Source organism: Pigmentiphaga sp. GD03639 (assembly GCF_029845405.1).
GTDB classification, from domain to species: Bacteria; Pseudomonadota; Gammaproteobacteria; order Burkholderiales; family Burkholderiaceae_B; genus Pigmentiphaga; species Pigmentiphaga daeguensis.
In genome coordinates, this window is the sequence record NZ_JAOCLR010000018.1 from 26,906 (window position 1) to 51,852 (window position 24,947).

The window sequence follows — 24,947 nt, forward strand, 5'->3', positions numbered from 1 at the left end:
TGCCGCTTATTCGACCGTGATCTTGGCCGCGTCGATGATCTTCTGGTAGCGCGCCATCTCCGAGTCGATGTACTTGGCGAAGTCGGCCGAATTCTTGTAGGCCGATTCGAAGCCCAGCGACGACAGGCGTTCCTTCATGTCGGGCGACGCCATGATCTTGGCCGTGGCGGCGTCCAGCTTCTTCAGGATGGGGGCCGGCACCTTGGCGGGCGCCCACAGGCCATACCAGGAGTAGAACTCGAAGTCCTTGAAGCCGGATTCGCGCATGGTGGGCACGTCGGGCAGCAGCGGGCTGCGTTCGCGGCCGGTCACGGCCAGGGCGCGCAGCTTGCCGGCCTTCACGTGCGGCAGCGACGACAGCATGGGATCCATCATGGCCGACACCTGGCCGCCCACCAGATCCTGCAGCGCCGGGGCGGCGCCCTTGTACAGCACGATGGGGATGTCGCCCGTCAGGTGGGCCTCGTGCAGGAACTGCGCGGCGCCGAGGTGGCCGGCCGAGCCGAAGCCGCTGGTCACGAAGGTGTACTTGGTGGGGTTGGCCTTCAGGACGGAGACGAACTCCTGCACGTTGTGGGCCGGGACCGAGGGATGGACGCTGAAGATCAGCGCGCCCTGGGCCAGCATGCTGACGGGGGCGAAGTCCTTGACCGCGTCGAACTTGATGTTCTTCTTGTACAGCAGCGGATTGATGGCGTGGATCGAGGCATTGAAGTACAGCGTGTAGCCGTCCGGTTCCGCGCGCGCGACATAGGCGGCGCCGATCATGCCCGACGCGCCGGCGCGGTTCTCGACCACGATCGACTGCTTGAGCTCGTCCCTGAGCTTGTCGGCGAACAGGCGCGCCGTGTTGTCGACCGCGCCGCCAGGGGCGTGCGGGACGACGATGGTGATCGGACGGGACGGATAATCGCCCTGCGCATGGGCAGGGCTGGCCAGGGCTGCGGCACCGGCCAGGCCGGCGACGGCCAGGGAGGTGTGCAGGAAAGTGCGGCGGGTCGTGCGGTTCATGATTTCCCCATATTCGAAAAACAGAATTGTCTCCGTTTTCTATATATTTTGCGGTTATTAGAAAATGCTCCGGCCTTCCCCTGTCGGGGTGGGCCGGAGCCCGCGCATCCTGGGCCGTTCCGCAAGCGGGACGGCGCGGACGCCTTGTTGTTCTCCTGTTTTCCTTCTTGTTCCCGGATCGCTGTCCAGGTGCCCGTCAGAACGTGCCCGGGTAGCCGCCGCCATCGATCAGGAGGCTTTGGCCGGTGATGTAGCCCGTGTGCGCCGAGCACACGAAGGCGCATAGCGCACCCAGTTCCTCGGCGCGCCCATAGCGGCCGGCGGGGTTGTTGCTGCCGCGTTCTTCCCACAACTGGTCGAAGGTCTTGCCGGTGTCCTCCAGCATGCCCTCGATGTGGCGGCGCTGGGCGTCGGTGGCGAACACGCCCGGCAGCAGGTTGTTGATCGTGACGTTGTGGCGCACGGTCTGGCGCGCCAGTCCCGCCACGAAGCCCACCAGGCCCGAGCGCGCACCGTTGGACAGGCCCAGCTCGATCTGCGGCGTCTTCACGCTGCGCGACACGATGTTGACGATGCGGCCGAACTTGCGTTCGACCATGCCATCCACCGTGCGGCGGATCATCTCGATCGGACCCAGCATCATCGAGTCCAGCGCCTGGTGCCAGTCGTCCAGCGTCCACTTGCGGAAATCGCCGGGCTCCGGGCCGTCGGCATTGTTGACCAGGATGTCCGGAGCGGGGCAGGCGGCCAGCGCCGCGTCGCGTCCCGCTTCGGTGGTGATGTTGGCGACCACGTAGCGTACCGGCGTGCCGGTCTGCGCGGTGATCTCCGCCGCCGCCTTCTCGAGCGTGGCCTGGGTGCGCGCCGCGATGGTCACGAGCACGCCCTCTTGCGACAACTGGTGCGCGCAGGCGCGCCCCATGCCGCGGCTGCCGCCGAATACCAGCGCGCTCCTGCCTTGGATGCCGAGGTCCATGAGTCGCGTCCGTCCGTCAGGCCGACTTCAGCTCGGGCGAGCTCCAGCCGTACTTCTTGTCGAGCTCCAGCTCGCGCACCACGCGCAGGCCCTTCTGCAGCGCCTCGGGGGCCAGGCCCTTGAGCGGCTTGCGCAGGTCGCCGGCGGGCAGGCCCACGGCCTTCATCAGCGACTTGATCGCCACCGGATTGATGGCCGAATACGAGAAGTGCAGCATGGGCAGCATGTGCAGGTACATGTCGCGGAAGCTCTCGGACACTTCCGGCGTCTTCCAGGGCTTGGAGATCGTGGCGATCTCGGCCGGGGCGATGTTGCCGGTCATGTTGGCGGTGCCGTGGCCGCCCAGGCTCATGGTCGGGACGACCAGGCCCAGGTTGGGCGAGTCGCAGCACATCACGGCCACGTCGGGGCGGGCGCGCAGCACTTGGGCGACCTGGCCCACGCGGGTGGTCGATTCCTTGTGCACGACGTAGTTGGGATGCTTGAAGATGCGCAGCAGGTTGTCCCAGTGCAGGTCGGTCTTCACGCGCGGCGGGTTGTTGTAGATGCCCAGCGGCAGGTCGGTGGCGTCGGCCACTTCCAGGAAGTAGTCCTCGATGTCGGACTCGGGGCCGCAGATGTAGGCCGGCGCGGCCAGGATGGCGCCGTCCGCGCCGTTGGCGTGGGCGAAGCGCAGGTAGTCGATGGTGGTGGCGGTGTTGTTGCCGGTGCAGCCATAGAAGAACTTCATCTTGCCGTTCTTCATCTTGGCGGTCTCGGCGATGATCTGCTGGCGCTCCTGCTGCGACAGCATCGAGACCTCGCCCGTCGAGCCCATGATCAGCACGGCGGAGGTGCCGTTGTCCTCATGGAACTTGAGCAGGGTGCGGAAGCCTTCGAAATCGACGCTGCCGTCTTGATTGAAAGGAGTGATCAGGGCGACGAACGACCCTTCGATTTTCATCTTAGCCATGGCGATTCCACCGATTGATTAACTGTTACATGATACTCCGCGGGGAAACCCTCGTTCCCCGCGCGAGACCTGGGTTTCCCGGTCAGGCCCGGCGCGCGACGGGGGCCGAATCGATTTCGGCCAGTGCGGCGAAGCCGCCTTCCAGGTCGGCGATCAGGTCGGCCGGATCCTCCAGCCCGATGTGCAGCCGCAGCGCCTGGCCGGTGTACGGCCACTTGGCGGTGACGCGGTCGCCCGACGGGTTGAAGGGGATGACCAGGCTTTCGTAGCCGCCCCACGATACGCCGATGCCGAACAACTGCAGGCTGTCGATGAAGGCTTCCACCGCGGCCGGCGATGCGGGCTTGAGCACCACCGCGAACAGTCCGGCGGCGCCCAGGAAGTCGCGTTTCCACAGCGCGTGGCCGGGATGGCTGGGCAGCGCGGGGTGCAGCACCTTTTCCACCTCGGGCCGGGTCTCCAGCCACGAAGCCACCTCGACGCCCGACTTCCAGTGCTGCTGCAGGCGCACGTTCATGGTGCGCAGGCCGCGCAGCGCGAGATAGACGTCGTCGGGGCCGGCGGTCTGGCCCAGGTCCTGGGTGGTGCGCTTGATCAGCGGCCAGGTTTCCTCGGTGCAGGTGACGATGCCCAGCATGGCGTCGGAGTGGCCGACGATGTACTTGGTCGCGGCCTGGATGGAGACGTCCACGCCGTGCTGGAAGGGCTTGAAGAACAGCGGCGTGCCCCAGGTGTTGTCCATGACCACCTTGGCGCCGTGGCGATGGGCCACGGCCGCGATGGCGGGGATGTCCTGGATCTCGAAGGTCTCGGATCCGGGCGACTCGACGTAGACCACGCGGGTGTTGGGCCGCATGCTGGCTTCGATGCCGCCGCCCGAGGTCGGGTCGTAGATGGTCACTTCCACGCCGAAACGGCCCAGCACGCGGGTCAGGAAGGTGCGCGTGGGGGAATAGGCGCTGTCGGTCAGCAGCACGTGGTCGCCGGCGGCCAGCAGGGCGGTCAGCGCGGTGGCGCAGGCCGCCAGCCCCGACGGGAACACCTGCGAACGGTGGCCGCCTTCCAGTTCGGCGATGGCTTCTTCCAGCGCGTGGTGGGTGGGCGTGCCGAAGCGGCCATAGGTGGTGGCGCCCGGCTCGTCGGCGGCGCGCCGCTTCTTCTTTTCCTCCCATTCGGCCATCGACCCGTGAAGAATGGTCGATCCGCGGAAGATCGGGGTATTCACGAGCCCGGCGAAACGCTCGGGATGCCTGCCGGCGGTAACCAGCCTGGTCTTCTCTTTCATTGCTGCGTTTGTCCTCGAATGCACAGACGGCGCCGGCGGCGCCGAACCCCATCCGCGATACGGTCGGGCATGGAGAAAGTGTAGGGGGGAAGGGGATTAAATTTTTTTCCTTATTGACACCGGTTTGTCAAAAAATGGGAAAATTATTTATCCTCCAATCTCTAGAATAGTGATTGATTCCCCATGGATAAAAAAGACAGCAATATTCTTTCTATCCTCCAGGAAGACGCCACGCTCTCGGTCAACGAGATCGCCGAGCGGGTCAGCCTGTCCCCCACCGCGTGCTGGAAACGCATCCAGCGTCTGACGCAGGAGGGTGTGATCCGCAAGCAGGTGTGCCTGCTCGACAACCGCAAGCTGGGCGTGGGAGTGACCGTGTTCGTGGCCGTCAAGACCAACCACCACGACCTGCAATGGCTGCAGAAATTCGCCGCCGGGGTGCGCGACATGCCCGAGGTGGTCGAGTTCTACCGGATGAGCGGCGAGATCGATTACCTGCTCAAGGTCGTGGTTCCGGACATCCAGGGCTTCGATATGGTGTACAAGAAACTCATACAGGTCGTGGAACTCTTCGACGTCAGCTCGAGTTTCGCGATGGAAGAACTGAAATACACGACGGCGCTGCCGTTGGACTACGCTTGATCCTGCCGAGACCGCCATGGCCGTAGATGTCAAACGCTTTCCGTCCCTGTCCCACTGGGGCGCCTTCACCGCCGTCGTCGCCGACGGTCGCCTGCAGGCCTGCGAGCCGTTCGCGCTCGATCCGGCCCCGTCGCCCATCCTGCGGTCCATGCCCGGCATGGTCCACTCGCCCTTGCGCATCGCCCGCCCCGCCGTGCGCGAGGGATGGCTGCGCGACCGCGAACGCGCCGATCGCAGCGCGCGTGGCGGCGACCGGTTCGTGGAAGTGGAATGGGACGTGGCCCTGAAGCTCGTGGCCGACGAACTGGCGCGCATCCGGACCACGCATGGCGATGCGTCGATCTTCGGCGGATCGTACGGCTGGTCCTCGGCCGGCCGCCTGCACCATGCGCGCACGCAGACCCACCGTTTCCTGAACGCGGGCGGTGGCTGCGTCAACCAGGCCGGCAACTACAGCTGGGGCGCGGCGCAATTCCTGCTGCCGCACATCATCGGCACCTATTCGCCGGTCACCGGGCGGGTCACCGACTGGAACAGCGTGGCCGCGCACACGCGGCTGCTCGTGGCCTTCGGCGGGATACCGCTGCGCAATACCCAGATCACCTCGGGCGGCGCCGGCGAGCATTCCACGCCGCGCTGGCTGGCGCGCGCCAGGGAAGCGGGCGTCGAATTCGTGGTCGTCAGCCCCACCCGGGCGGACGTGCCGGAAGGCATCGATGCGCGCTGGATCCCCATCCGGCCCAACACGGATGCCGCCCTGATGCTGGCCATGGTGCACGTGCTGTTGGCCGAGGGCCGGCACGCCGCCGATTTCGTGCAGACCCATTGCGCCGGCTTCGACCGCTTCGCCGACTACGTGCTGGGCAGGGCCGACGGCCAGGCCAAGAGTCCCGAGTGGGCGCAGGAGCTGTGCGGCGTGCCGGCGGCCGACATACGCGCCCTGGCGCGGCGCGCGGCCGACACGCGCACCATGCTGACCTGCACCTGGTCGCTGCAGCGGGCGCACCGCGGCGAGCAACCCTATTGGGCGGCGATCGCGCTGGCGGCGGCGCTGGGGCAGATCGGCCTGCCCGGCGGCGGCTTCGCGTTCGGCCACGGTTCCATGAACGGCGTGGGCAATCCGCGGCCGGCCGCGGCCTCGCCCGAGATGTCCTCGGGAGCGAACCCCATCGGCCGCTCGATTCCCGTGGCGCGCATCGCCGACATGCTGCTGCAGCCCGGCGAGCCTTTCGAGTTCAACGGCCGCAAGGACGTCTACCCCGACATCCAGATGATCTACTGGGCGGGCGGTAATCCCTTCCATCACCACCAGGACCTGAACCGCCTGGTGCGCGCCTGGAGCAAGCCCCAGACCATCGTCGTGCACGACAGCTGGTGGACGCCCACCGCGCGCCGCGCCGACATCGTGCTGCCGGCCACCACCACGCTCGAGCGCAACGACATCGGCGGTTCCTCGCGCGACCGCTTCGTGCTGGCCATGCATCAGGCGCTGGCGCCGCATGCGCAAAGCCGCAACGACTTCGACATCTATCGCGAGCTGGCCGCCATGGGCGGCTACGAGCAGGCCTTCACCGGCGGCCGCGACGAGTTCCAGTGGATACGCCACATCTATGACGGCATGGCCGCGGGGTGGCGCGAGGCGGGATTCGAGGCGCCCGGTTTCGAGGACTTCTGGCGCGCGGGACACCTGGAACTGCCCGAGCCGACGCGCGAGTTCGTGCTGTTCGAGGAGTTCCGCCGCGATCCCGCCGCCCATCCGCTCAAGACGCCGTCGGGCCGCATAGAAATCTATTCCGAGCGCATCGCCGGCTTCGGCTACGACGACTGCCCGCCCCATCCGGCCTGGGTGCCGCCGGCCGAATGGCTGGGCGCGGACCTGGCCGCGCGCTTTCCGCTGCACCTGGTCACATCGCAGCCGGGCGACAAGCTGCACTCGCAGCTGGACGCCGGCATCGTGTCCACCGCCAACAAGCTGCACGGGCGCGAGCGCGTGCGGATGGCGGCCGAGGACGCGGCGGCGCGCGGGATCCGGGACGGCGACCTCGTCAAGGTCTACAACGACCGCGGCGCCTGCATCGCGGCGGCCTCCGTGCAGGACGACGTGATGCGCGGCGTGGCCATCATGTCCACCGGCGCGTGGTTCGATCCCCTGGATGCGGCGCTGGAGCGGCATGGCAATCCCAACGTGCTGACCCTGGACGCGGGTACCTCGCGCCTGGCGCAGGCGCCCAGCGCGCTGTCGGCGCTGGTGGAGATCCGCAAGTGGGAAGGCGAGGCGCCGCGGGTGGAAGCCTTCGAGGTGCCGGCGATCAGCGTCCAGGCGGCGTGACCGGTTCGCCGGCCAGCACGGCCTTGCGGCGCGAATACAGGAAATACACCGCGAGGCCCGCCAGCAGCCATACGCAGAAGGCCAGCCAGGTGATCCGGTCCAGGTGCGCGATCAGGAAGACGCAGCAGACGACGGCCGCGAGCGGGACGTAGGGGACGCCGGGGCAGCGGAAGCCGCGGCGCAGTTCCGGATGGGTCCTGCGCAGGACGATGACCGCCAGCGAGATCAGCGCGAAGGCGGTCAGCGTGCCGATGTTGATCAGCTCGGCCAGCACCGCCAGGGGGATGAGCCCGGCGATCAGCGCGAAGGCCAGTCCGACGGTCCACGTCAACGTGAAGGGCGTCGCATGGCGCGGATGCAGGCTGGCCAGCCGCCGTGGCAGCAGGCCGTCGCGCGCCATGGCGTAGAGGATGCGCGTCAGGCCGTAGCTCATGACGAGGATGACCGTCGTCATGCCCAGGATCGCGCCCAGGTCGACCACGCCGGCCAGGCCCAGCTGCCCGGTGCGCTGCAAGGCCAGCGAGACCGGGTGGTCGGAATTGGCGGTGAAGTCCTGGTAAGGCACGATACCGGTCATGACCAGGGTCACGAGCACGTACAGCACGGTGCAGATCAGCAGCGAGCCCAGGATGCCGAGGGGTAGCGACCGCTGCGGATTCCTGACTTCCTCGGCCGAGGACGCGACCGCGTCGAAGCCGATGAACGCATAGAACATCAGCGCGGCGCCGGCATAGACGCCGCTCATGCCGTAGGGCATGAAGGGCGTCCAGTTCTCGGTTCGCACGTGGGTGGCGCCGGCGGCGATGAACAGCACCACCACCAGGATCTTGATCACTACCATCGCGTTGTTGACGCGCTTGGATTGGCGCACGCCGAGCGAGAGCAGGGCGGTGATGGCGGCCAGGACGAGGAAGGCCGGCAGGTTGAACAGCGACGCGCTGCCGGCCACCGCGCCCGGCGCGGCGCGCAGCGCCTCGGGCAGGTGCAGGCCGAAGCCGGCGATCAGCGATTGCAGGTAGCCGGACCAGCCAGCGGCGACGGCCGAGGCCGCCAGGCCGAACTCCAGGATCAGGATCCAGCCGATCAGCCAGGCGGGCAGTTCACCCAGCGTGGCGTAGACATAGGTGTAGACCGAGCCCGATACGGGCAGCGATGACGAGAATTCGGCATAGGACAGCGCCGAGAAAAAGCAGGCGATGGCGGCCAGGACGAAGGACAGCGACAGCGCGGGGCCGGCGATCAGGCTGCCGGTGCCGGTCAGGATGAAGATGCCCGAGCCGACGACCGCGCCCACGCCCAGCATGACGAGGTCGAAGGTGGACAGGCTTTTGCGCAAGCCCGCCGTCTCGCGCTGCGCCAGCATGCTGTCTATGCTCTTGACGCGGAACAGGTCCATGGGCACCTCGCTGGATGTGGTGTCGGCGCGTTCTCGCCCGGTCCGTTGACCGCATTCTCACATGGCTTGCACCGGCAAGGCGATTCTTGTCCCGGGGGCCTTTCTGCTGTTACAGTAGCGGGCTTGCGTCCCTGTAGTTCAATGGATAGAACAGGTTCCTCCTAAGAATCAGATCCAGGTTCGATTCCTGGTGGGGACGCCACCCGCCGCCCCTCGTCGTTCCTGCGCCCTTTCCCCGTCACTCTCCTGCCCGCATGGCATCCCGTTCGCCAGCGAATGGCCCGCCCAGGTTCGATATGCCGAATACATTGGCGCGATTGAGCCGCGCGAATTCCGCGTGCAGCAGGTCCTGCACCGCGTCGTAGGCCGCCGGGCTGTCCCGCTCGATGCGGCGCGCCAGCACCAGCATGCGGTTCAGTTGCACGCCGGTGATTTCCGAGCCGGTCACCCGGCCCGCGGCAACCAGGTCCTTGAACACCGAGATCGGCATGATGGTGGCCCAGCGGCCCCGGCAGACGAGTTCCCGGATGGCGTCGACCGAGTCGATCTCGGCCTCCAATCGCAGGTCCACGCCCAGCGGCATCAATTGCCTGTCCACGATGTCGCGGTGCAAGGAGGTCATCAGCAGCGGCATGCGATGCAACTGCGTGGCCGGGATGACGGGGCCCAGGCCCAGCGCGACGTTGGCGACCAGCGCGAAGGGTTCGCCCAGCAGCGGCTGCAGGGCCAGCGCACCGCCTGGACTGGGGTTGGTGACCACGGCCATGTCCACCATTCCACGTTCCACCCATTCCAGCAGCGAGGGCGTGAAGGCCTCGCGCACCTTGATGCGGATGCCGTCCAGGCCCCGCCGCGATTGTTCGAACAGGCCCGGCACCAGCACCGCGGCCAGGGTGGGCGAGATGCCGATGGTGACCGTGGTGGCGGCGCTGGCCGGGCGCTGCGTCATCTGCCGGCGCAGCCGGGCCGCCTCGGCCAGCATGCGCTGCGCGGACTCGTACAGCGTCAGCCCCGCGGCCGTCAGCCGCACGCCGCGCGCGCCTCGTATCAGCAGGGGCTGGCCCATTTCCCGTTCCAGCTCGCGCAGTTGGCGGCTGAGCGCGGGCTGGGCGATGGAGATGGCCTGCGCGGCCGCGCTCAGGCTGCCGGCGTCGACGATGGCGACGAAGTACCGCAAGGTGCGCAGATTCATGGCTGCCCCCGATAAACCATATCAGGATGATATGGCCCGGAGCGAATTCTGTATTGGATTTCCGCCCTGGCGCTCTCTAGCATTGGCCGTCAACGCGCTGTGGCATGGACGGACATGGGTGTAGATAGCAATTCGATATCGGTTTCCCTGGAACAACTGGAGCGATTCATTGCCGCGGCGCTGCGGCGAGCGGGGCTGCCCGAGGGCGATGCCGCCACCGTGGCGGGCCTGATGGCCCAGGCCGACCTGCAGGGCTCGGACGGCCACGGCGTCATCCGCCTGCCCCAATACGTCAGGCGGATCCGGTCGGGCGGCATCAACGTGCGGCCCGACATCCGGGTGGTGGCCGACATGCCGGGCATGGCCGTCGTGGACGGCGACAACGGCATGGGACACCTGGTGGTGTCGCGCGCGACCGCAATCGCCATCGACAAGGCCAGGACCCAGGGTGCGGCCTGGGTGGGCACGCGCCGCAGCAACCATGCCGGCCCGGCCTCGCTGTACTCGGCCATGCCGCTGCGGCACGACATGGTCGGCATCTATTTCGCGGTGGGCAACGCCAATCACCTGCCGCCCTGGGGCGGCACCGACATGCTGCTGTCGACCAATCCCATCTCGGTCGGCGTGCCGGCGGGCGACGAGCCGCCGGTGGTGCTGGACATGGCGACCACGGTGGCGGCCTATGGCAAGGTCAAGGCCAAGGCCAAGCGCGGCGAGATGATGCCCGAGGGTTGGATGATCGACCGCGAGGGCCGGCCGCTGCTTGACCCCACGCGTTCGGACGAGGGTTTCCTGATGCCCATAGGCGGCCACAAGGGCTATGGCCTGGCCCTGATGGTTGGCCTGCTGGCCGGCACGCTGAACGGTGCCGCGATGGGGCGGGACGTCGTCGATTTCAACAAGGACCACGTCACGCCGACCAATACCGGCCAGGCCATGCTGGTCCTGAACCTGGCCGCCTTCGGCCCGGTGCAGGGCTTCAAGGAGGCGGTCGACCGGCTGGTGGGAGACCTGCGCGGCAGCGCCCGCATGCCCGGCACCGAGCGCATCTGGATGCCCGGCGAACAGAGCCACGTGCGCCGCCGGCACTACCGGGAAACGGGCATTCCCGTTTCCCGCGGCGTGGCGGCCGAGCTGGACCAGCTGGCCAGGGAACTGGAGATTCCGCTCCTGGCCAGCTGACCGCAGATTCGTTCCCAGACACCACCCGCACAGACGGGGGAGGAGACAGACATGAAGTCCATCATCGCAAGCGTGGGCATGGCGCTGCTGGTCTGCGCGGGCACCCCCGCGCGGGCAGCCGACGCCTATCCCGCCAAGCCCGTCCGCATGGTGATCCCGCTGGCCGCGGGCTCCGCGGTGGACAAGGCGGTCCGGATCGTGGTCCAGAAGATGTCCGAGGACCTGGGCCAGCCCTTCGTGGTCGAGAACATTCCCGGCTCGTCCGGGCTGATCGGCGCGGACAAGGTGGCCAAGGCCGCGCCGGACGGCTACACGCTGGGCGGCTTCAACGACAGCATCCTCACCATGATCCCGCACATCTATCCCAGCATGCCGTGGCATCCCCTGAAGGACTTCGATCCGGTGTCGCTGGTGGCGACGGTCGAGTGGGGGCTGGTGGTGCCGGCCGACTCCCCCTACAAGACCGCGGCCGATTTCATCGCCGATGCGCGCGCCAACCCCGGCCGCATCAACTACAGCTCGGGCGGCAACGGCAGTCCGCAGCACATCGCGATGGCGCTGTTCGCCCGCAAGGCCGGCCTGGACATCGTGCACGTGCCCTACAAGGGCGCGACGCCCGGCGCCGTGGCGGTGGCGGGCAAGGAAGTGCAGGCGGGATTCCAGGGGCTGGGAACGGTGGCGGGGTTGATCCAGGGCGGCAAGGTGAAGCTGCTGGCGGTATCCACGAAGGAGCCGCTGGCGCAGTTCCCCGGGGTGCCGACGGTGGACACCTCCGGCCTGCCCGGGTTCTTCTTCGACTCGTGGGCCACGATCGTCGCGCCGCACGGGACGCCCCGGCCCATCGTCGACCGCCTGCACCAGAGCGTGGTGAAGGCCCTGGCCGCGTCCGACGTGAAGGCGCAGTTGGCGCCGCTGGGCATGACCCTGCGCGGCATCGGCCCCGACGAATTCGGCGCCGCCACGCGCGGCAACTTCGACCTGTACCAGCAACTGATCCGCGACGGCAACATCCAGTCCAACTGAGGCCGAGGAACCCACGATGAACGTCACGCCATCCCGGGCCGTCCTGCTCAAGGCCGCCGAACTGCCCGTCCACGACCGCGGCGGCGGCGCGCGCACCACGCCGCTGGTCGGGCGCCAGGTCGGCGCCCAGGGTTTCCTGACCGGCTACACCGAATTCGAGGCCGGCGCGCAGATTCCCTTCCATTTCCACAACTGCGAGGAAAGCGTCGTGCTGATCGAGGGCGAGGCCGTGCTCGACATCGACGGCGAGTCCCACCCGCTCAAGGCGCACGACGCGACCTACATTCCGCCGGGCGTGCCGCACCGCTTCCGCAACCTGTCGGCGACGCGGCCGATGAAGATCCTGTGGATCTACGGCTCGCCGGACGCCACCCGCAGCCTGGTGGAGACCGGCGAGACCCGGCCGATCGCGGCCGAGCACGGCAAGTAGCGGCAGGGTCAGGCCGCCGCGCGCGCCTCGGCCGACAACTGCACTTCCTCGGTGGTCGCGCGCCGCAGCTCGCGCCGCTGCGCGAAGTCGAAGCGCCGGCCGCGATGCAGGGTGGCGGTGTTGTCCCACATGACCAGGTCGCCCACGCGCCACGCGTGGCGGTAGACGAACTCGCGCTGGGTCGCGTGTTCGAGCAGGTCGAGCAGCAGCATGCGGCCCTCGGCCACGGTCATGCCCACGACTTCGCAGGCGTGGATGCCCACGAACAGGATCTTGCGGCCGGAGCGCGGATCGGTCTGCACCAGCGGCCAGCGCACCGGAGGCAGGGCATTGCGCTGGGCCTCGGTATAGTCGGTGTCGCCCAGCAGGAAGCGCGAGTGCAGGGCGTAGTGCACGGCCTGGAGGTCGCCGATGGCGGCCTTCATGGCCTCCGGCAGATGGTCGTAGGCGGCGCGCAGGTCGGCGAATTCCGTCTGGCCGCCGTCCTGCGGCACGACCACCGCCGACAGCATCGAATACTTGGCCCGCGGGCGCTGGAACGAGCTGTCGCTGTGCCAGAGCTGGTTGGCGATGTTGCCGACGATCTTGGCGTGTTCGCGGCCGGCGACCGAGCCGTCGACGGTGACGTTCGAGATGTCCGCCAGTTCCGCGTGGTCGAAGCGGTGGGCGCCGCCCTTGACCTTGCGCAGCCCCAGGTCCAGCGGACCGAAGCTCTTGGCGAAGCGGATCTGCTGGTCCTGGTCCAGCGGCTGGTCGCGGAACACCAGCACGGCGTAGTCGTCCATCGCTTTTTCGATGGCGCGGACGGCGGCCGCATCCAGCGGCCGGGCGAGGTCCAGTCCCGAGGCTTCGGCGACGAAGCCGGGCGTCAGGGGCGTGAGCGTAAGTGCCATGGTATGGATTTCTCCTTGTGGGGAATCTATTCGATCTTGATGCCGGCGGTCTTGACCACCTTGGCCCATTTGTCGATTTCGGCGTCGATCAGCGCGGCGTATTGCTCGGGGGTCGAGCCCACCGGCTCCATGCCCAGCTGCTGCATGCGCGCCGCCAGGTCCGGTGCCTTCACGATGCGTCCGATGTCCGCGCCGACGCGCCGCCGCAGCGCGGCGGGGACGCCCGCGGGCTCGACGATGCCGATCGTGCTCATCGCCGAGAAGCCCGGCACGGTCTCGGCGATCAGCGGAATGTCGGGATGGCTCGCGGCCCGCTTGGGACTGGCGAGCGCGATCAGCTTGAGCCGCTTGTCCTCGACGTAGGGCATGGCCGAGAACATCACGTCGAACAGCAGCGGCACGCGTCCGCCCACCACGTCCTGCTGCGCCGGGCTGCTGCCCTTGTAAGGCACGTGCACCAGCTCGATGCCCGCCATGTGGGCCAGCAGTTCGCCGGCCAGGTGCGTGCCCGTGCCCACGCCCGGCGTGGCGTAGCTGAGCTTGCCCGGGTTCTTCCTGGCATAGGCGATCAGTTCGGGCACGGTGTCGACCGGCAGCGAGGGGTGCGCGAACAGGCCGAAGTGCGTCAGCGCGACCTGCGAGACGGCGGCCAGGTCCTTGCGCGTGTCGTAGGGCAGCGAGGGCTGCATGCTGGGATTGATCATCAGCGCGCTGATGGCCATGCCCAGCGTGTAGCCGTCGGCCGGCGCCTTGGCGACCGTATTGGTGCCGGTGATGGTGCCGCCGCCCGGCTTGTAGTCGACCACGACGGGTTGCTGCCAGGCGGCCTGCATCTTCTCGGCCAGCATGCGGGCGATCGTGTCGGTCGGCCCGCCGGGCGCGAAGGGCACGATGAGCTTGACGGGGCGATTGGGCCAGTTCTCGTCCTGGGCGGCCGAGAGGCGGGGCGCGGCCGCCGCGGCGAGCAGCGCGGCAAGCGCGGTGCGCCGCCCCGGGCGGGGAGGAAAGTCGGGCATGGGTGTCTCCTTCTGTTTTCTGGTCGTGGGGGGCGGATGGCCCTACGCCGACGAGGCGGCCATCCGTTTGCGGGGAACGGGCGGCACGGCCGCGGTCAGCGCGGGGCCGGAAATGCCGCCGATTTCGTCGGCGAAGTCGGCCGCCGCGCGCAGCAGCCGGGGAATGACGAGGTCGTGCAGCTTGTCGGGCGTGATCAGGAACGAGGGGCCGCCGCAATTGATGGCGAAGACCTCGCCGCTGGGCGCGCGCACCGGCGTGGCCACGGCATTGATCTGTGCGTGCCATTCGCCCTGCGAGGCCGCGTAGCCCAGCCGGCGCGCCTTGCGCAGCGCCGCGTCCAGGCGCGAGGCGGTCACGGTGCTGCCGGCGGCCAGCGTATCGGCGCCGACGGTGGCGCAGGTCAGCGCATCCACGCCCGATAGCCAGGCCCGTCCCAGCGCCGAACTGGCCAGCGACATGCGGGTGCCGACGTCGGCGCCCAGGAAGGCCACGGCCGATCGCGCGCGGGCCGCCTCGACCACCAGGATGTCGGTGCCGTCGCGCAGGCCCAGGAAAGCCGAGGCGCCGCATGCCTCGGCCAGCGCCACGAGGTGCGGCCGCACCAGGCGGCGGGCGTCGATCGCGCCGAGGAAGGATTGCGCCAGGCGCACCACGCCGGCGGCCAGTTCGTACTTGTCGGAGTCCGGACAGGGTCGCAGCTGGCCCAGCGCGACCAGCGTGGAGATCAGGCGATAGGCGGTGGGGCGGGGTATGCCGGTGGCTTCGGCGATGTCGCCGTTGCCCAGCGGGCCCGCGGCGCGCGCGAAGCAGTCGAGTACGGCGAATCCGCGTTCCAGGGCGGTGACGTTGGCGGGCGGCTGGGTGCGGCGGCGCATGGCGTGGGCGATATCCGGGGGGGCGGCCCGGGATGGCCGCCGTCGGAAATCACTCTAGGATCGCCGCCACGCGAAAACAACCGTTTCCAAAAACCATTTTCATTTTTCCGCTTTTGCATGCGGAATGCGCATCAGGCCGGCGGCTCGGTGCTCAGCAACGCCTCTTCGATCGCGGCGGGCGTCAGGTCCGGCGCCAGCTTGCCGACGAACTCGTACAGGTGGCGCGGCCAGTACGCGCCGCGCCGGGCCAGCGCGTAGACGATGCTGGTCGGGAACAGGTGGTCCACCGGGCGCGCGTCGAGCTTGCGGTCGCGCGTGCGGGAATAGGCGATCAGCGGGATGACGGCCAGGCCCACGCCGGTGGCCGCATAGCTTTTCATGATCTCCACGTCGGTGCCGCGCATGGCGATCTTGGGCGACAGGCCGGCGGCGGCGAAGGCTTCGTTCACCCGCCGGCCGATGGCGTGCTGTTCGCTGTAGGTGATGAGCGGGTGGCGGGCAATGGCCTCCAGTGTCAAGGGCGACGTCTCGAACACGGGATGGCCGCGCTCGCCGATCAGCACGTGCTTGAGCTGGTAGCAGGGGATGGTGGCCAGCGAAGGCGGCAGGATCTGCGGCGCGGTGGACAGGCCCAGGTCGACTTCGCCGGTGGCCACCAGGTCGGCGATCTCGGACGGCGTGGCCTGGACCAGGTGCAGGCCCACGCCCGGGTGGCGCCGGGTGAAGCCCGGCACGATGTCCTGCAGCGCGTAGCGGGCGTGCGTGTGCGTGGTGGCGATGGCCAGCCGGCCGCCGGCCTCGCGCCGGTGGTCGGCCACGATCAGCGAGATATCCTCGGTCGCCGCCAGGATGCCGCGCATGCATTGCAGCACCTGCCGGCCCACGTCGGTCAGCCCCAGGATGCGGCTCTTGGCGCGAATCAGCAGCGCCACGCCCAGGCTGTCCTCCAACTGGCCGATCTGCTTGCTGACCGCCGACTGGGTGGTGTGCAGGGCCCGCGCCGCCCGCGACACGCTCATGTCATGGTCGATGACGGCGCAGAAGGCGCGCACTTGCTGGAGTTTCATGGGGGTATTCCAGGAGTACGTTTCCAAAATGGAATAGACATCCGCAATTTATCATTTCTCGGAAACGAGGGGCGGGTCTACGATGGGCGCCGTACTACAGAACTCCAGCGAGACACCATCGTGACCTCCGACACCACGCCCGCGGCACTCGACGCGTTGCAAGCCTGGGTGGGCCGCAGCGAGACGAACGCCGACGTCGTCACCCCCCAACTGGCCGAACGCCTGTCGGCCACCATCGAGTCCTCGCGCGGCGCCGCGTTCGCCCGGGGCGCCGAATTCCCGCAGATGTGGTATAGCGTGCTCTTCCCGCGCGTCGTGCCGCGCTCCCAGCTCGGCCGCGACGGCCATCCGGCGCTGGGCGACTTCCTGCCGCCCGTGCCGCTGCCCAAGCGCATGTTCGCCGGCAAGCGCATCCAGTTCGTCGCGCCCATCCGCATCGGCGACGAACTCGAGCGGGTGTCCACCATCGCCTCGATCACCCCCAAGCAGGGCAGTTCCGGACCGCTGGTGTTCGTTACCGTGCGCCACGTCGTCAGCAATGCCGCCGGCACCGTGGTGGTCGAGGAGCAGGACGTGGTCTACCGCGACAGCACCCTGGCCAAGGACGGCGGCGCGGCCAAGGCTGCCGCCGCGCCCGCCTTCGAGGCCCTGCACCGGTCCGACACCATCGTGGCCGATGCCGTGATGATCTTCCGCTACAGCGCGCTGTGCTTCAACGGCCACCGCATCCACTACGACCAGCCCTATGCCACCCAGGTCGAAGGCTATCCCGGCCTGGTGGTCAACGGCGGCCTGGGGGCGCTCTGCGCCGCCGAGCACCTGCACGAGGCCTGGGGCGGCGCGCGCCTGTCGAGCCTGACCACCCGCAATACCTCGCCGCTGTTCGAGGGCGTGCCCTTCCGCGTCGAGAGCCGCGCGGGCGAAGCGCCCGGCGCGATCGAGTTCCGCGTCGTGACCGAAGCGGGCAAGACCACGCTGCAAGGCTCGGCCACGAAGGAGTCGGCATGACGGCATCCGTATCGCAGCAGGCGGGCCGCGCGCCGCTGGAAGGCCTGCGCATCGTCGACCTGACGCAGGTGGTGGTGGGGCCCTACGCGACGCAGTTCCTGGCGGACTTCGGCGCCGAGGTCATCAAGATCGAGCATCCCTCGGGCGATCTGGCGCGCTGGATAGGCGGGCGTTCTCCCACGCCCGGCATGGCGGCGAAATACCTGCACCTGAACCGCAACAAGAAGAGCCTGGCGCTGGACCTGAAGAAACCCGGCGCGCTCGATGCCCTGAAGAAGCTGATCGCGTCGGCCGACGTGGTGGTGCACAACATGCGGCCGTCGGCGGCGGCGCGCCTGGGCCTGTCGGCCGAGGACCTGATCCGGCTCAAGCCCGACCTGATCTATTGCAGCGTGGTGGGCTTCGGCCAGGAAGGTCGCTACCGCGACAAGCCCGCCTACGATTCCATCATCCAGGGCGCCTCGGGCCTGGCTGCCATCAACAACGGCGGCGACGGCCAGCCGCGTTTCGTGCCCATGGTCATCGCCGATCGTACCGTGGGGGTGATGGTGGCCAACAGCATCCTGATGGCGGTGGTGCAGCGGTTGCGGCACGGCGGCCCGCAAGTGGTCGAGGTGCCCATGTTCGAGAGCATGACCGCCTTCGTGCTGGCCGAGCACATGTTCCTGAAGACCTTCGATCCGCCGCTGGGCGCCACCGGCGACTCGCGCCTGCTGGACCCCAATTCGCGGCCGGTCCGCACCGCCGACGGCTATATCTGCGTGACCGCCAATACCGACGCGCAAGTCTTCGCGATGTTCGAGGCGATGGGCCGCCCCGAGTTGCGGACCGATCCGCGCTTTGCCGAGAAACGCGCCCGTTTCGAGAACATCGGCGAGATGTTCCGCATCCGCAACGAGGTGTTCGCGACGCGGACCACGGCCGAATGGCTGGAGATCCTGGAGGCCGCCGACATTCCCGCGATGCCGCTGCACACGCTGGATTCGGTGCTGGACGATCCGCACCTGGCCGACACGGGGCTGTTCCAGAAGGTCGAGCATCCCACCGAAGGCACGATCACCAACCTGCGCAATCCGGTCCGTTTCTCGACCTACGAGCCGGCTCTCAAGTGGCCCGCGCCGCACATCGGCGAGCACAGCATCGAACTGTTGCGCGACGCCGGCCTGGGCGAGGAGGACATCCAGGCCATGGTGGCCAGCGGCGCCACGGTCGATCACGCCGCCACGCGGGAGGAGGCACGATGACGAGCATGGCCGAACAAGCCAGGCAGCGCGAGCTGCCGGTCTGGCGATCGCTGCTGTATGTGCCGGCGAACGTGCCGCGCTTCATCGAGAAGGCGCACACCCGCGGCGCGGATGCCATCATGCTCGACCTCGAGGACAGCGTGCCGGCTTCCGAGAAAGCCGTGGCGCGCGAAGCGGTCGCGGCCGCCGCCGCGCAGGTGCGGCGCGGCGGGGCCGACGTGCTGGTGCGGGTGAACCGCCCGCTCGGCCTGTGCGTGCGCGACGTCGAGGCCAGCGTGGGCGCGGACGTGGACGGGATCGCCATCACCAAGGTGGACGGCCCGTCGCACGTGCGGCTGCTGGACGAACTGGTGACCGAGCTGGAGGCGGACCGTGGCCTGGCCATGGGACACACCCGTTTCCTGGTCATGATCGAGACGCCCGAGGCGTTCGAGGAGATGACCGACATCGCCCGCGCCTCGCCGCGCGTGGCGGCCATCAACATAGGGGGCGAGGACTTCGCCCTGAACGGCGGCTTCGAGCCCACCGACGAGGCGCTGCTGATGCCCAAGCAGCGAATGATCCTGGCGGCGCGCGCCGCCGGCGTCATGCCGCTGGGCTATATCGGCACCGTGGCCGATTTTTCCGACTGGGACCGGTTCCGCGCCATGGTCAGGCGCTCGCGCCAGTTCGGTTTCGACGGCGCGAGCTGCGTGCATCCGGGGCAGGTCGCCATCGTCAACGAGGAGTACGGGCCGCGGCCCGAGGACGTCGCGCATGCCGCGCGCGTCATCGAGGCGGCGGAGCAGGCGCAGGCCGAAGGCCGCGCGTCGTTCCAGCTGGACGGCAGGATGATCGACATTCCGGTCATCGAACGGGCCCGAAGGCTGATCGCGCGCCAGCGGCGCATCGAGGCCCGGGGCGCCCGTCCCTGAGCCACGGGGCGGCGGGCTCGCCGCCCATATATCAATACACACAGGAGACCCATCGTCATGTTCAAGCAAGTCGTCACCTCGGCCATCATCTGCGCCGCTTTCGCCGCTCCGCTGCATGCGGCCGACAACTATCCGTCCCGGCCCATCACCCTGGTCGTCCCGTTCACGCCGGGCGGCAGCACCGACATCATCGCGCGCGTCATGAGCAAGCAGCTGGGCGCGGCGCTCGGCCAGCCCATCGTGGTCGAGAACAAGCCCGGCGCGGGCGGCATCGTGGGCACGCAGTACGCCAAGTCGCAGCCGGCCGACGGCTACACCCTGATCATGGGCGCCATCGGCACCTTCGGCGCCAATGCCACGCTGTATCGCCGCCTGCCCTACGATCCGGTGAAGGATTTCGCCCCGATCTCGCTGGTGGCCGGCGTGCCCAACGTGCTGGCGGTCAACCCGGCCAAGCTGGACGTGCGCACGGTGGACGAACTGATCAAGGCCGTGCGCGCCAAGCCCAACGGCTACGACTACGCCTCGGGCGGCAACGGCAGCGCGGCCCACCTGGCCACCGAATACTTCAAGCTCAAGGCCAACATCCAGATCCAGCACGTGCCCTACAAGGGAACGGCGCCCGCGCTGAACGACCTGGTCGGCGGCGTGACTTCGCTGGTGCTGACCGGCTATCCGCCGCTTGCGCCGTTCTTCCAGGCCGGCCGCCTGCGCCCCATCGCCGTGGCCACCGCCAAGCGCCTGCCGCAATTGCCCGACGTGCCGACCATCAGCGAGACCAAGGGCCTCGAAGGTTTCGAGGCCAGCCAGTGGTATGGCCTCCTGACCATCGCGGGCACGCCCAAGCCCATCGTGGATCGCTTGAACAAGGAGATCGTGGCGGTGCTGAAGAATCCGGAAACCCTGGAGCAGTTCCGCAAGGAAGGGCTGGAGCCGATGTACAACACGCCCGAGGAATTCGGCCAGTACATCAAGGACCAGATCCAGCTCTGGCGGCCGGTCATCCAGAAGGCCAACATCATCATCGACTGATGGCCCGCGGGCGGCCCGGATGTTCTTCGGGCCGCCCTTCGCGCATTACTGCTTGAGGTTGAGCTTGGGCACCAGGGTCTTGAAGGCCTGGCCCTGCCTGGCCACGTCGGACGAGAACTCGGACAGGTCGGCGTAGGCCGGCGTCAGGTTCTGCTTGCGCATGGTGGTCTGGAACTCGGTCGACTGCGACAGGGTCCGGGCCGCCGCGCGCCATTTCTCCACCGCCTCGGCGGGGGTGCCCTTGGGGACCCCCACGCCGCGCCACACGCTGAACAGCAGGTCGTGGCCCAGTTCCTTGAAGGTCGGAACCTGGCTCAGCGTCTCGATCCGCTTCTCCGACATCACCGCTAGCGTGCGCAGCTTGCCGGTTTCCACATGCTGGCGCAGTTCCGCGTAGGCCACCGTGGTGGCCTGCACGTCGCCCGACAGCAGGCCCATGATGGCCGGCGCCGATCCCTGGTAGGGGACGTGCGTGAACGCGATGTCCACCGATTCTCCCAGCGCCGCGGCCGCCATGTGCGGCACCGTGCCGTTGCCGGCGTTCGAGATCGCGACGCGGCCGGGGTTGGCCTTGGCATAGGCCAGGAACTCCTGGATGGTGTGCCACGGCGCGTCGGCGCGTACCGTGATCGACGACGGATCGTCGGTGAAGCGGGCGATGGGCTGGAATTCGTCCACGCTGGTCTTGCCTATGCCCATCAGCGGCACGACCAGCATCTCCGGCGTCATGAGGACCAGGCGGTACCCGTCGGCCGGGCCGGTGGCCACGTAGGACCAGCCGATAGAGCCGCTGGCGCCGGGCTTGTTGACCACGTAGACGGACTGCGGAAAGATGGGGCGCACCGCGTCGGCGATGGCACGGGCGGTGTTGTCGCTGCCGCCGCCGGGTTGGTAGGCGACGACGAGCTCCACGGGCTTGGTCGGATAGCCGGCGGCCCAGGACGAAGCCAGCATGGACAGGCTGGCAAGCGAGGCGCAAAGCAGGCGGGCGAGGTTCATGGTGCGGTCCTTCTGCTGTGGGAAAGCCCCCGGTGGCGCCAGGCGCCTTGGGGGCGGGGGAGTCAGTAGTCGTATCCCAGCCGGCGCAGGCCGGCCTGGGTCTCGCGGACGATGGCGATGGTGCGTTCCCGTTCGGCGCCCGACAACGGGAGCCGGGGCGGCTTGACGGTTTCCGCTGTGCCGTCGATCAGGTGCTCGGCCAGCTTGATGTGCTGCACCAGCTTGACCACGGTATCCAGGTGATAGAGCGGCGTCAGCACGTGATACAGCTGGCGGGCCTTGTCGAAGTCCCCCGCCGCGGCCAGCGCGAGCAGGTCCACGGATTCGCGCGGCACCGCGTTGGCCATGCCCGACACCCAGCACCGGACGCCCAGCGCGGCGCTTTCGACCACCAGGTCGTCGACGCCGCAGACCACGGCCAGGCGATCGCCGAAGCGGGTGATGAGATCGGTGACGCGCGTGGTGTCGTAGGACTCTTCCTTGAGCGCGACGATGGTGGGCTCTTCCAGCAGGCGGGCCACCACGTCGGGCGTGAGATCCACGCCGTAGCCGCGGGGATTGTTGTAGAGCAGGATGGGCAGGGGCGAGGCCTGCGCCACCGTCCGGTAGAAGGCCACGGTCTCGTCGGCATCCGACTTGTAGGTCAGGCCGGGGAACACCATCAGGCCGTCCACGCCCAGCGCGTGGGCGTCGCGGGCGAAGGCGGCGGCCCGCTCGGTGCTGGTCTCGGCCACGCCGGAGAGCACCGGCACGCGCCCCTTCACCGTATCCAGCGCGATGCGCAGCACTTCCTGCTTTTCCCGGGGCGACAACTGCGCGTTCTCGCCCACCATGCCCATCATCAGCACGCCGTTCACGCCGCGGGCGATGAGGCGTTCCAGGCCGGCGCGGATGGCGTCGGCATCCAGTGAATAGTCGGGCTTGAGCTTGGTCGTGACGGCGGGAAACACGCCTTGCCATCGGATGGTCATGCGGACACTCCTTGGAATCTTTCGAGGATATTGACTACTTTATATTGGATCCAATTTGAAAGTCTACGAAAAACGGCCATGAAGGCCGTCATCAGCCAACGGTAGATGACCGGTGGCTGTTGGATAGTGGATCCAATATACTTCTATTTAAACCCCCGTGTCCGTGGCGCGTCTGTCGGGGTTTACCTGGACCCCGTCATCTCTGCCTTCGCCATGCCCAGAAACGACCTGCCCCCGTCTTCCCCTCCCGCCCGGCCGTCCTCCGGCAACCGGCTCGTGCGCCGGACCACGTCCGAACTGGTGGCCGAGGCGCTGCGCGACCGCATCCTGTCGGGGGCGATCCCTCCCGGCTCGCCGCTGCGCCAGGAATTGCTGGCCGACGAATTGGGCGTGAGCCGGATTCCGGTCCGCGAAGCCATCCGCCAGCTCAGCGCCGAGGGCCTGGTGGACGCCATTCCCCACCGGGGGGCCTTCGTCTCCATGCTGTCGCGCGCCGAGGTCGAGGAATTGTTCGACATTCGCCTGCGCCTGGAGCCCTGGCTGATCCACGAGGCGGCCGCGCGGATATCGGAAGAGGAACTGGCGCGGGCCGAACAATGCGTGGCGCGCATGGACACGGCGGGGCCCGATCAGTGGGGCCAGTTGAACTGGCAATTGCACGAAGGCCTGTACCGGGCGGCCCAGCGGCCGGCCGCCCTGGCCATCGTGCGCGGCCTGCACGAGAAGTCCGAGCGCTATTTCCGCTTCCAGGTGGTCAACGCCCCGATCCGGCAGCAGGCCCACCAGGAGCACCTGGCCCTGGTCTCGCTGTGCCGCGAGCGCCGGGCCGACGAGGCCCGATCGGTGCTGGAGCGCCACATCGGCGACGCCGCGGGGCAGATCCTGGCCATCGTCGAGCGCCTGCTGGACCAGGCGCCGGGCCGCGAGCCGGCGTAGCGGGAGCGGTGCGACTACAATGCGCAGGCCGTGGCCGGTCGCGCACGCACCGGCGCCGCGATTTTCCATCATCCAGTCCTTCATGCCGCCGCAGCCTCTTTCGTCACCGACTCCCTCGTCCCGCTCAGGAAGCATCGTCGTCTGCGCGTCGCTCGTGCTGTTGTTCGCGATGGGCGTGCGCGCGACCTTCGGCCTGTTCATGCAGCCCATGGGGCTGGTCCACGGCTGGGGGCGCGACGTGTTCTCGCTCGCCTTCGCCATCCAGAACCTGGTGTGGGGCGTCTCGGCCATCCTGATGGGATCGGTGGCCGACAAGTGGGGGTCGGGCCGGACCATCGTCGCATCGGCGCTGTTGTGCGCGCTGGGCCTGGTCGGCACGCGCTACGCCGGGTCCGAGGCCATGCTGTACCTGTGCGCCGGCGTGCTGGTCGGACTGGGGCAGGCCGGCACGACATTCGCCGTGCTGCTGCCGGTGGTGGCGCGCGCCGTGCCGCCCGAGGGCCGCAGCACCGCGATGGGCATCGCCAGCGCGGGCGGCTCCATGGGGCAGTTCGTGGTCGTGCCCGCCGGGCAATTGCTGATCGATCATTTCGACTGGACCGGCGCGCTGTGGGCGCTGTCGGCGCTGATGCTGCTGGCGCTGCCGCTGGCCACGCGGCTGACGGGCAAGCCGGCGCATGTCGCCGGCGCGCAGTCGCTGGGCGCGGCGGTACGCCAGGCCATGGGGCACGGTTCCTACCACTTCCTGTTCTGGAGTTACGCGGTCTGCGGCTTCCACACGGCCTTCATCACGCTGCATCTGCCGGCCTTCGTGGTGGACGGCGGCCTGAAGGCCTCGGACGGCGCGCTGGCCATCGCGCTCATCGGCCTGTTCAACGTGTTCGGCTCGTACTGGGCCGGCCGGATGGGCGGCCGCCACAGCAAGAAGCACCTGCTGGCGCTGCTGTACGCGACGCGCTCGGCGGCGATCATGCTGCTGATCCTGCTGCCGCTGACGCCGGCGGTGCTGTATGCGTTCTCGGCCTTGATCGGGCTGGTCTGGCTGGGGACCGTGCCGTTGACCACCGCGCTGGTAGGACATATCTACGGCATGCGCTATGCGTCGACCCTGACCGGTATCGTATTCTTCGGCCACCAGATCGGCAGCTTCGTCGGTGTCTGGCTAGGCGGCAAGCTGTACGTCGCCACCGGCAGCTACGATGCGGTCTGGTGGATTTCGGTCGCGCTCGGTCTGGTCGCGGCGGCGCTGTGTATGCCCGTGCGCGAGCGCGCATTGGTGCCGGCATGAACACGGCCGGGAACAGGAGGCAGGTCCATGGCCGATCGCAACCGGCAGGGGCAATCCGGGAGGCGCGGGCGCGCCTGGCGGGCGGTCCTTGCCTATGCTTTGCTTGGCACCGTGCTTGCGGTAGCCTTCCTGGGCTATTTGCGCCCGCAACTCGTCGTCGGATGGGAAGGGCTCATGGCCCTGTGCGGCCTGTGACCGCCACCCGCCGGGCAAGGCAGGGGTGCCCAAAAAATGGGCGTGCCACGCCGGCCCGCATGGCCAGGCCCTCCGTCCGTAAAATACCCT

24 protein-coding genes and 1 tRNA gene are annotated in these 24,947 nt (G+C 68.4%); 13 read left to right on the top strand and 12 right to left on the bottom strand.

Annotated elements, in window-relative coordinates:
- Positions 1–6 precede the first annotated feature (6 nt).
- The 4 genes from N5K27_RS18355 to metC all read right to left on the bottom strand — a co-directional run bounded on the left by N5K27_RS18355 (position 7) and on the right by metC (position 4,224).
- A complete protein-coding gene (locus N5K27_RS18355) occupies positions 7–1,011 on the bottom strand; it encodes a tripartite tricarboxylate transporter substrate binding protein (RefSeq protein WP_279817978.1) in 1,005 nt (334 codons plus the stop codon).
- A gap of 196 nt (positions 1,012–1,207) precedes the next feature.
- On the bottom strand, positions 1,208–1,987 hold the full coding sequence (locus tag N5K27_RS18360; protein WP_087836908.1) for an SDR family oxidoreductase: 780 nt from the start codon (positions 1,985–1,987) through the stop codon (positions 1,208–1,210).
- A 16-nt stretch (positions 1,988–2,003) separates the two neighbouring features.
- On the bottom strand, positions 2,004–2,939 hold the full coding sequence (locus N5K27_RS18365) for a 4-hydroxy-tetrahydrodipicolinate synthase (protein WP_279817979.1): 936 nt from the start codon (positions 2,937–2,939) through the stop codon (positions 2,004–2,006).
- An 82-nt stretch (positions 2,940–3,021) separates the two neighbouring features.
- Positions 3,022–4,224: a cystathionine beta-lyase gene (metC, locus tag N5K27_RS18370; RefSeq protein WP_279817980.1), complete on the bottom strand. Its 1,203-nt coding sequence runs from the start codon at positions 4,222–4,224 to the stop codon at positions 3,022–3,024.
- Between the two features lie 183 nt (positions 4,225–4,407).
- On the opposite strand from metC, the gene N5K27_RS18375 reads away from it, so the two are divergent.
- The gene (locus N5K27_RS18375) at positions 4,408–4,866 is read left to right on the top strand and encodes an Lrp/AsnC family transcriptional regulator (RefSeq protein WP_087781515.1); all 459 of its coding nucleotides are present in this window, start codon (positions 4,408–4,410) and stop codon (positions 4,864–4,866) included.
- Positions 4,867–4,882: 16 nt separating this feature from the next.
- On the top strand, positions 4,883–7,195 hold the full coding sequence (locus N5K27_RS18380; protein WP_132979414.1) for a molybdopterin guanine dinucleotide-containing S/N-oxide reductase: 2,313 nt from the start codon (positions 4,883–4,885) through the stop codon (positions 7,193–7,195).
- Here the strand turns inward: N5K27_RS18380 and N5K27_RS18385 are convergent.
- Entirely contained in the window at positions 7,176–8,591 is a 1,416-nt protein-coding gene (locus N5K27_RS18385; protein WP_087836904.1) for an amino acid permease, read from the bottom strand. The genes N5K27_RS18380 and N5K27_RS18385 overlap by 20 nt on opposite strands.
- A 127-nt stretch (positions 8,592–8,718) precedes the next feature.
- On the opposite strand from N5K27_RS18385, the gene N5K27_RS18390 reads away from it, so the two are divergent.
- A tRNA-Arg gene (locus tag N5K27_RS18390) sits at positions 8,719–8,793 on the top strand.
- A gap of 36 nt (positions 8,794–8,829) precedes the next feature.
- Here N5K27_RS18390 and N5K27_RS18395 read toward each other — a convergent pair.
- The gene (locus N5K27_RS18395) at positions 8,830–9,783 is read right to left on the bottom strand and encodes a LysR substrate-binding domain-containing protein (protein WP_132979413.1); all 954 of its coding nucleotides are present in this window, start codon (positions 9,781–9,783) and stop codon (positions 8,830–8,832) included.
- A gap of 114 nt (positions 9,784–9,897) precedes the next feature.
- Between N5K27_RS18395 and N5K27_RS18400 the strand changes: the two genes are divergently transcribed.
- The 3 genes from N5K27_RS18400 to N5K27_RS18410 are packed head-to-tail and all read left to right on the top strand — an operon-like array spanning position 9,898 to position 12,418.
- The gene (locus tag N5K27_RS18400) at positions 9,898–10,965 is read left to right on the top strand and encodes an Ldh family oxidoreductase (RefSeq protein ID WP_279817984.1); all 1,068 of its coding nucleotides are present in this window, start codon (positions 9,898–9,900) and stop codon (positions 10,963–10,965) included.
- A gap of 51 nt (positions 10,966–11,016) precedes the next feature.
- Complete coding sequence (locus N5K27_RS18405; RefSeq protein WP_087836901.1) at positions 11,017–11,988, top strand: tripartite tricarboxylate transporter substrate binding protein; 972 nt, start codon at positions 11,017–11,019, stop codon at positions 11,986–11,988.
- Positions 11,989–12,004: 16 nt separating this feature from the next.
- Complete coding sequence (locus N5K27_RS18410; RefSeq protein ID WP_087836900.1) at positions 12,005–12,418, top strand: cupin domain-containing protein; 414 nt, start codon at positions 12,005–12,007, stop codon at positions 12,416–12,418.
- Between the two features lie 8 nt (positions 12,419–12,426).
- Here N5K27_RS18410 and N5K27_RS18415 read toward each other — a convergent pair whose 3' ends face one another.
- From N5K27_RS18415 to N5K27_RS18430, 4 genes are all read right to left on the bottom strand, one after another.
- Positions 12,427–13,311: a TauD/TfdA family dioxygenase gene (locus N5K27_RS18415; protein WP_087836899.1), complete on the bottom strand. Its 885-nt coding sequence runs from the start codon at positions 13,309–13,311 to the stop codon at positions 12,427–12,429.
- A 26-nt stretch (positions 13,312–13,337) separates the two neighbouring features.
- Positions 13,338–14,327, bottom strand: coding sequence for a tripartite tricarboxylate transporter substrate binding protein (locus N5K27_RS18420; RefSeq protein WP_087836898.1), 990 nt, complete (start codon positions 14,325–14,327; stop codon positions 13,338–13,340).
- A gap of 42 nt (positions 14,328–14,369) precedes the next feature.
- Positions 14,370–15,203: an IclR family transcriptional regulator gene (locus tag N5K27_RS18425; protein WP_087836897.1), complete on the bottom strand. Its 834-nt coding sequence runs from the start codon at positions 15,201–15,203 to the stop codon at positions 14,370–14,372.
- Positions 15,204–15,334: 131 nt separating this feature from the next.
- Positions 15,335–16,270: a LysR substrate-binding domain-containing protein gene (locus N5K27_RS18430; protein WP_087836896.1), complete on the bottom strand. Its 936-nt coding sequence runs from the start codon at positions 16,268–16,270 to the stop codon at positions 15,335–15,337.
- Positions 16,271–16,390: 120 nt separating this feature from the next.
- Between N5K27_RS18430 and N5K27_RS18435 the strand changes: the two genes are divergently transcribed.
- From N5K27_RS18435 to N5K27_RS18450, 4 genes are read left to right on the top strand one after another with little or no spacing between them, the layout of a single operon-like run.
- A complete protein-coding gene (locus N5K27_RS18435) occupies positions 16,391–17,278 on the top strand; it encodes a MaoC family dehydratase N-terminal domain-containing protein (protein WP_176400639.1) in 888 nt (295 codons plus the stop codon).
- Positions 17,275–18,522, top strand: a complete 1,248-nt coding sequence (locus N5K27_RS18440; RefSeq protein WP_087836894.1) for a CoA transferase — start codon at positions 17,275–17,277, stop codon at positions 18,520–18,522. Before N5K27_RS18435 ends, N5K27_RS18440 begins: the two co-directional genes overlap by 4 nt.
- Positions 18,519–19,436: a CoA ester lyase gene (locus N5K27_RS18445; RefSeq protein ID WP_243724452.1), complete on the top strand. Its 918-nt coding sequence runs from the start codon at positions 18,519–18,521 to the stop codon at positions 19,434–19,436. The genes N5K27_RS18440 and N5K27_RS18445 overlap by 4 nt, the downstream gene beginning before the upstream one ends.
- A gap of 57 nt (positions 19,437–19,493) precedes the next feature.
- Positions 19,494–20,468, top strand: coding sequence for a tripartite tricarboxylate transporter substrate binding protein (locus N5K27_RS18450; protein WP_279817996.1), 975 nt, complete (start codon positions 19,494–19,496; stop codon positions 20,466–20,468).
- A 45-nt stretch (positions 20,469–20,513) separates the two neighbouring features.
- Here the strand turns inward: N5K27_RS18450 and N5K27_RS18455 are convergent, their stop codons facing one another.
- Entirely contained in the window at positions 20,514–21,467 is a 954-nt protein-coding gene (locus N5K27_RS18455) for a tripartite tricarboxylate transporter substrate binding protein (RefSeq protein ID WP_087836892.1), read from the bottom strand.
- Between the two features lie 62 nt (positions 21,468–21,529).
- Complete coding sequence (locus tag N5K27_RS18460) at positions 21,530–22,438, bottom strand: dihydrodipicolinate synthase family protein (RefSeq protein WP_087836891.1); 909 nt, start codon at positions 22,436–22,438, stop codon at positions 21,530–21,532.
- 213 nt (positions 22,439–22,651) lie between these two features.
- On the opposite strand from N5K27_RS18460, the gene N5K27_RS18465 reads away from it, so the two are divergent.
- The 3 genes from N5K27_RS18465 (at position 22,652) to N5K27_RS18475 (ending at position 24,857) form a co-directional block, all read left to right on the top strand.
- On the top strand, positions 22,652–23,374 hold the full coding sequence (locus tag N5K27_RS18465; RefSeq protein WP_132979409.1) for a GntR family transcriptional regulator: 723 nt from the start codon (positions 22,652–22,654) through the stop codon (positions 23,372–23,374).
- A gap of 82 nt (positions 23,375–23,456) precedes the next feature.
- Positions 23,457–24,662: an MFS transporter gene (locus N5K27_RS18470; RefSeq protein WP_132979408.1), complete on the top strand. Its 1,206-nt coding sequence runs from the start codon at positions 23,457–23,459 to the stop codon at positions 24,660–24,662.
- 27 nt (positions 24,663–24,689) lie between these two features.
- Positions 24,690–24,857, top strand: coding sequence for a hypothetical protein (locus tag N5K27_RS18475; RefSeq protein WP_165963071.1), 168 nt, complete (start codon positions 24,690–24,692; stop codon positions 24,855–24,857).
- The last annotated feature ends 90 nt before the right edge of the window (positions 24,858–24,947 follow it).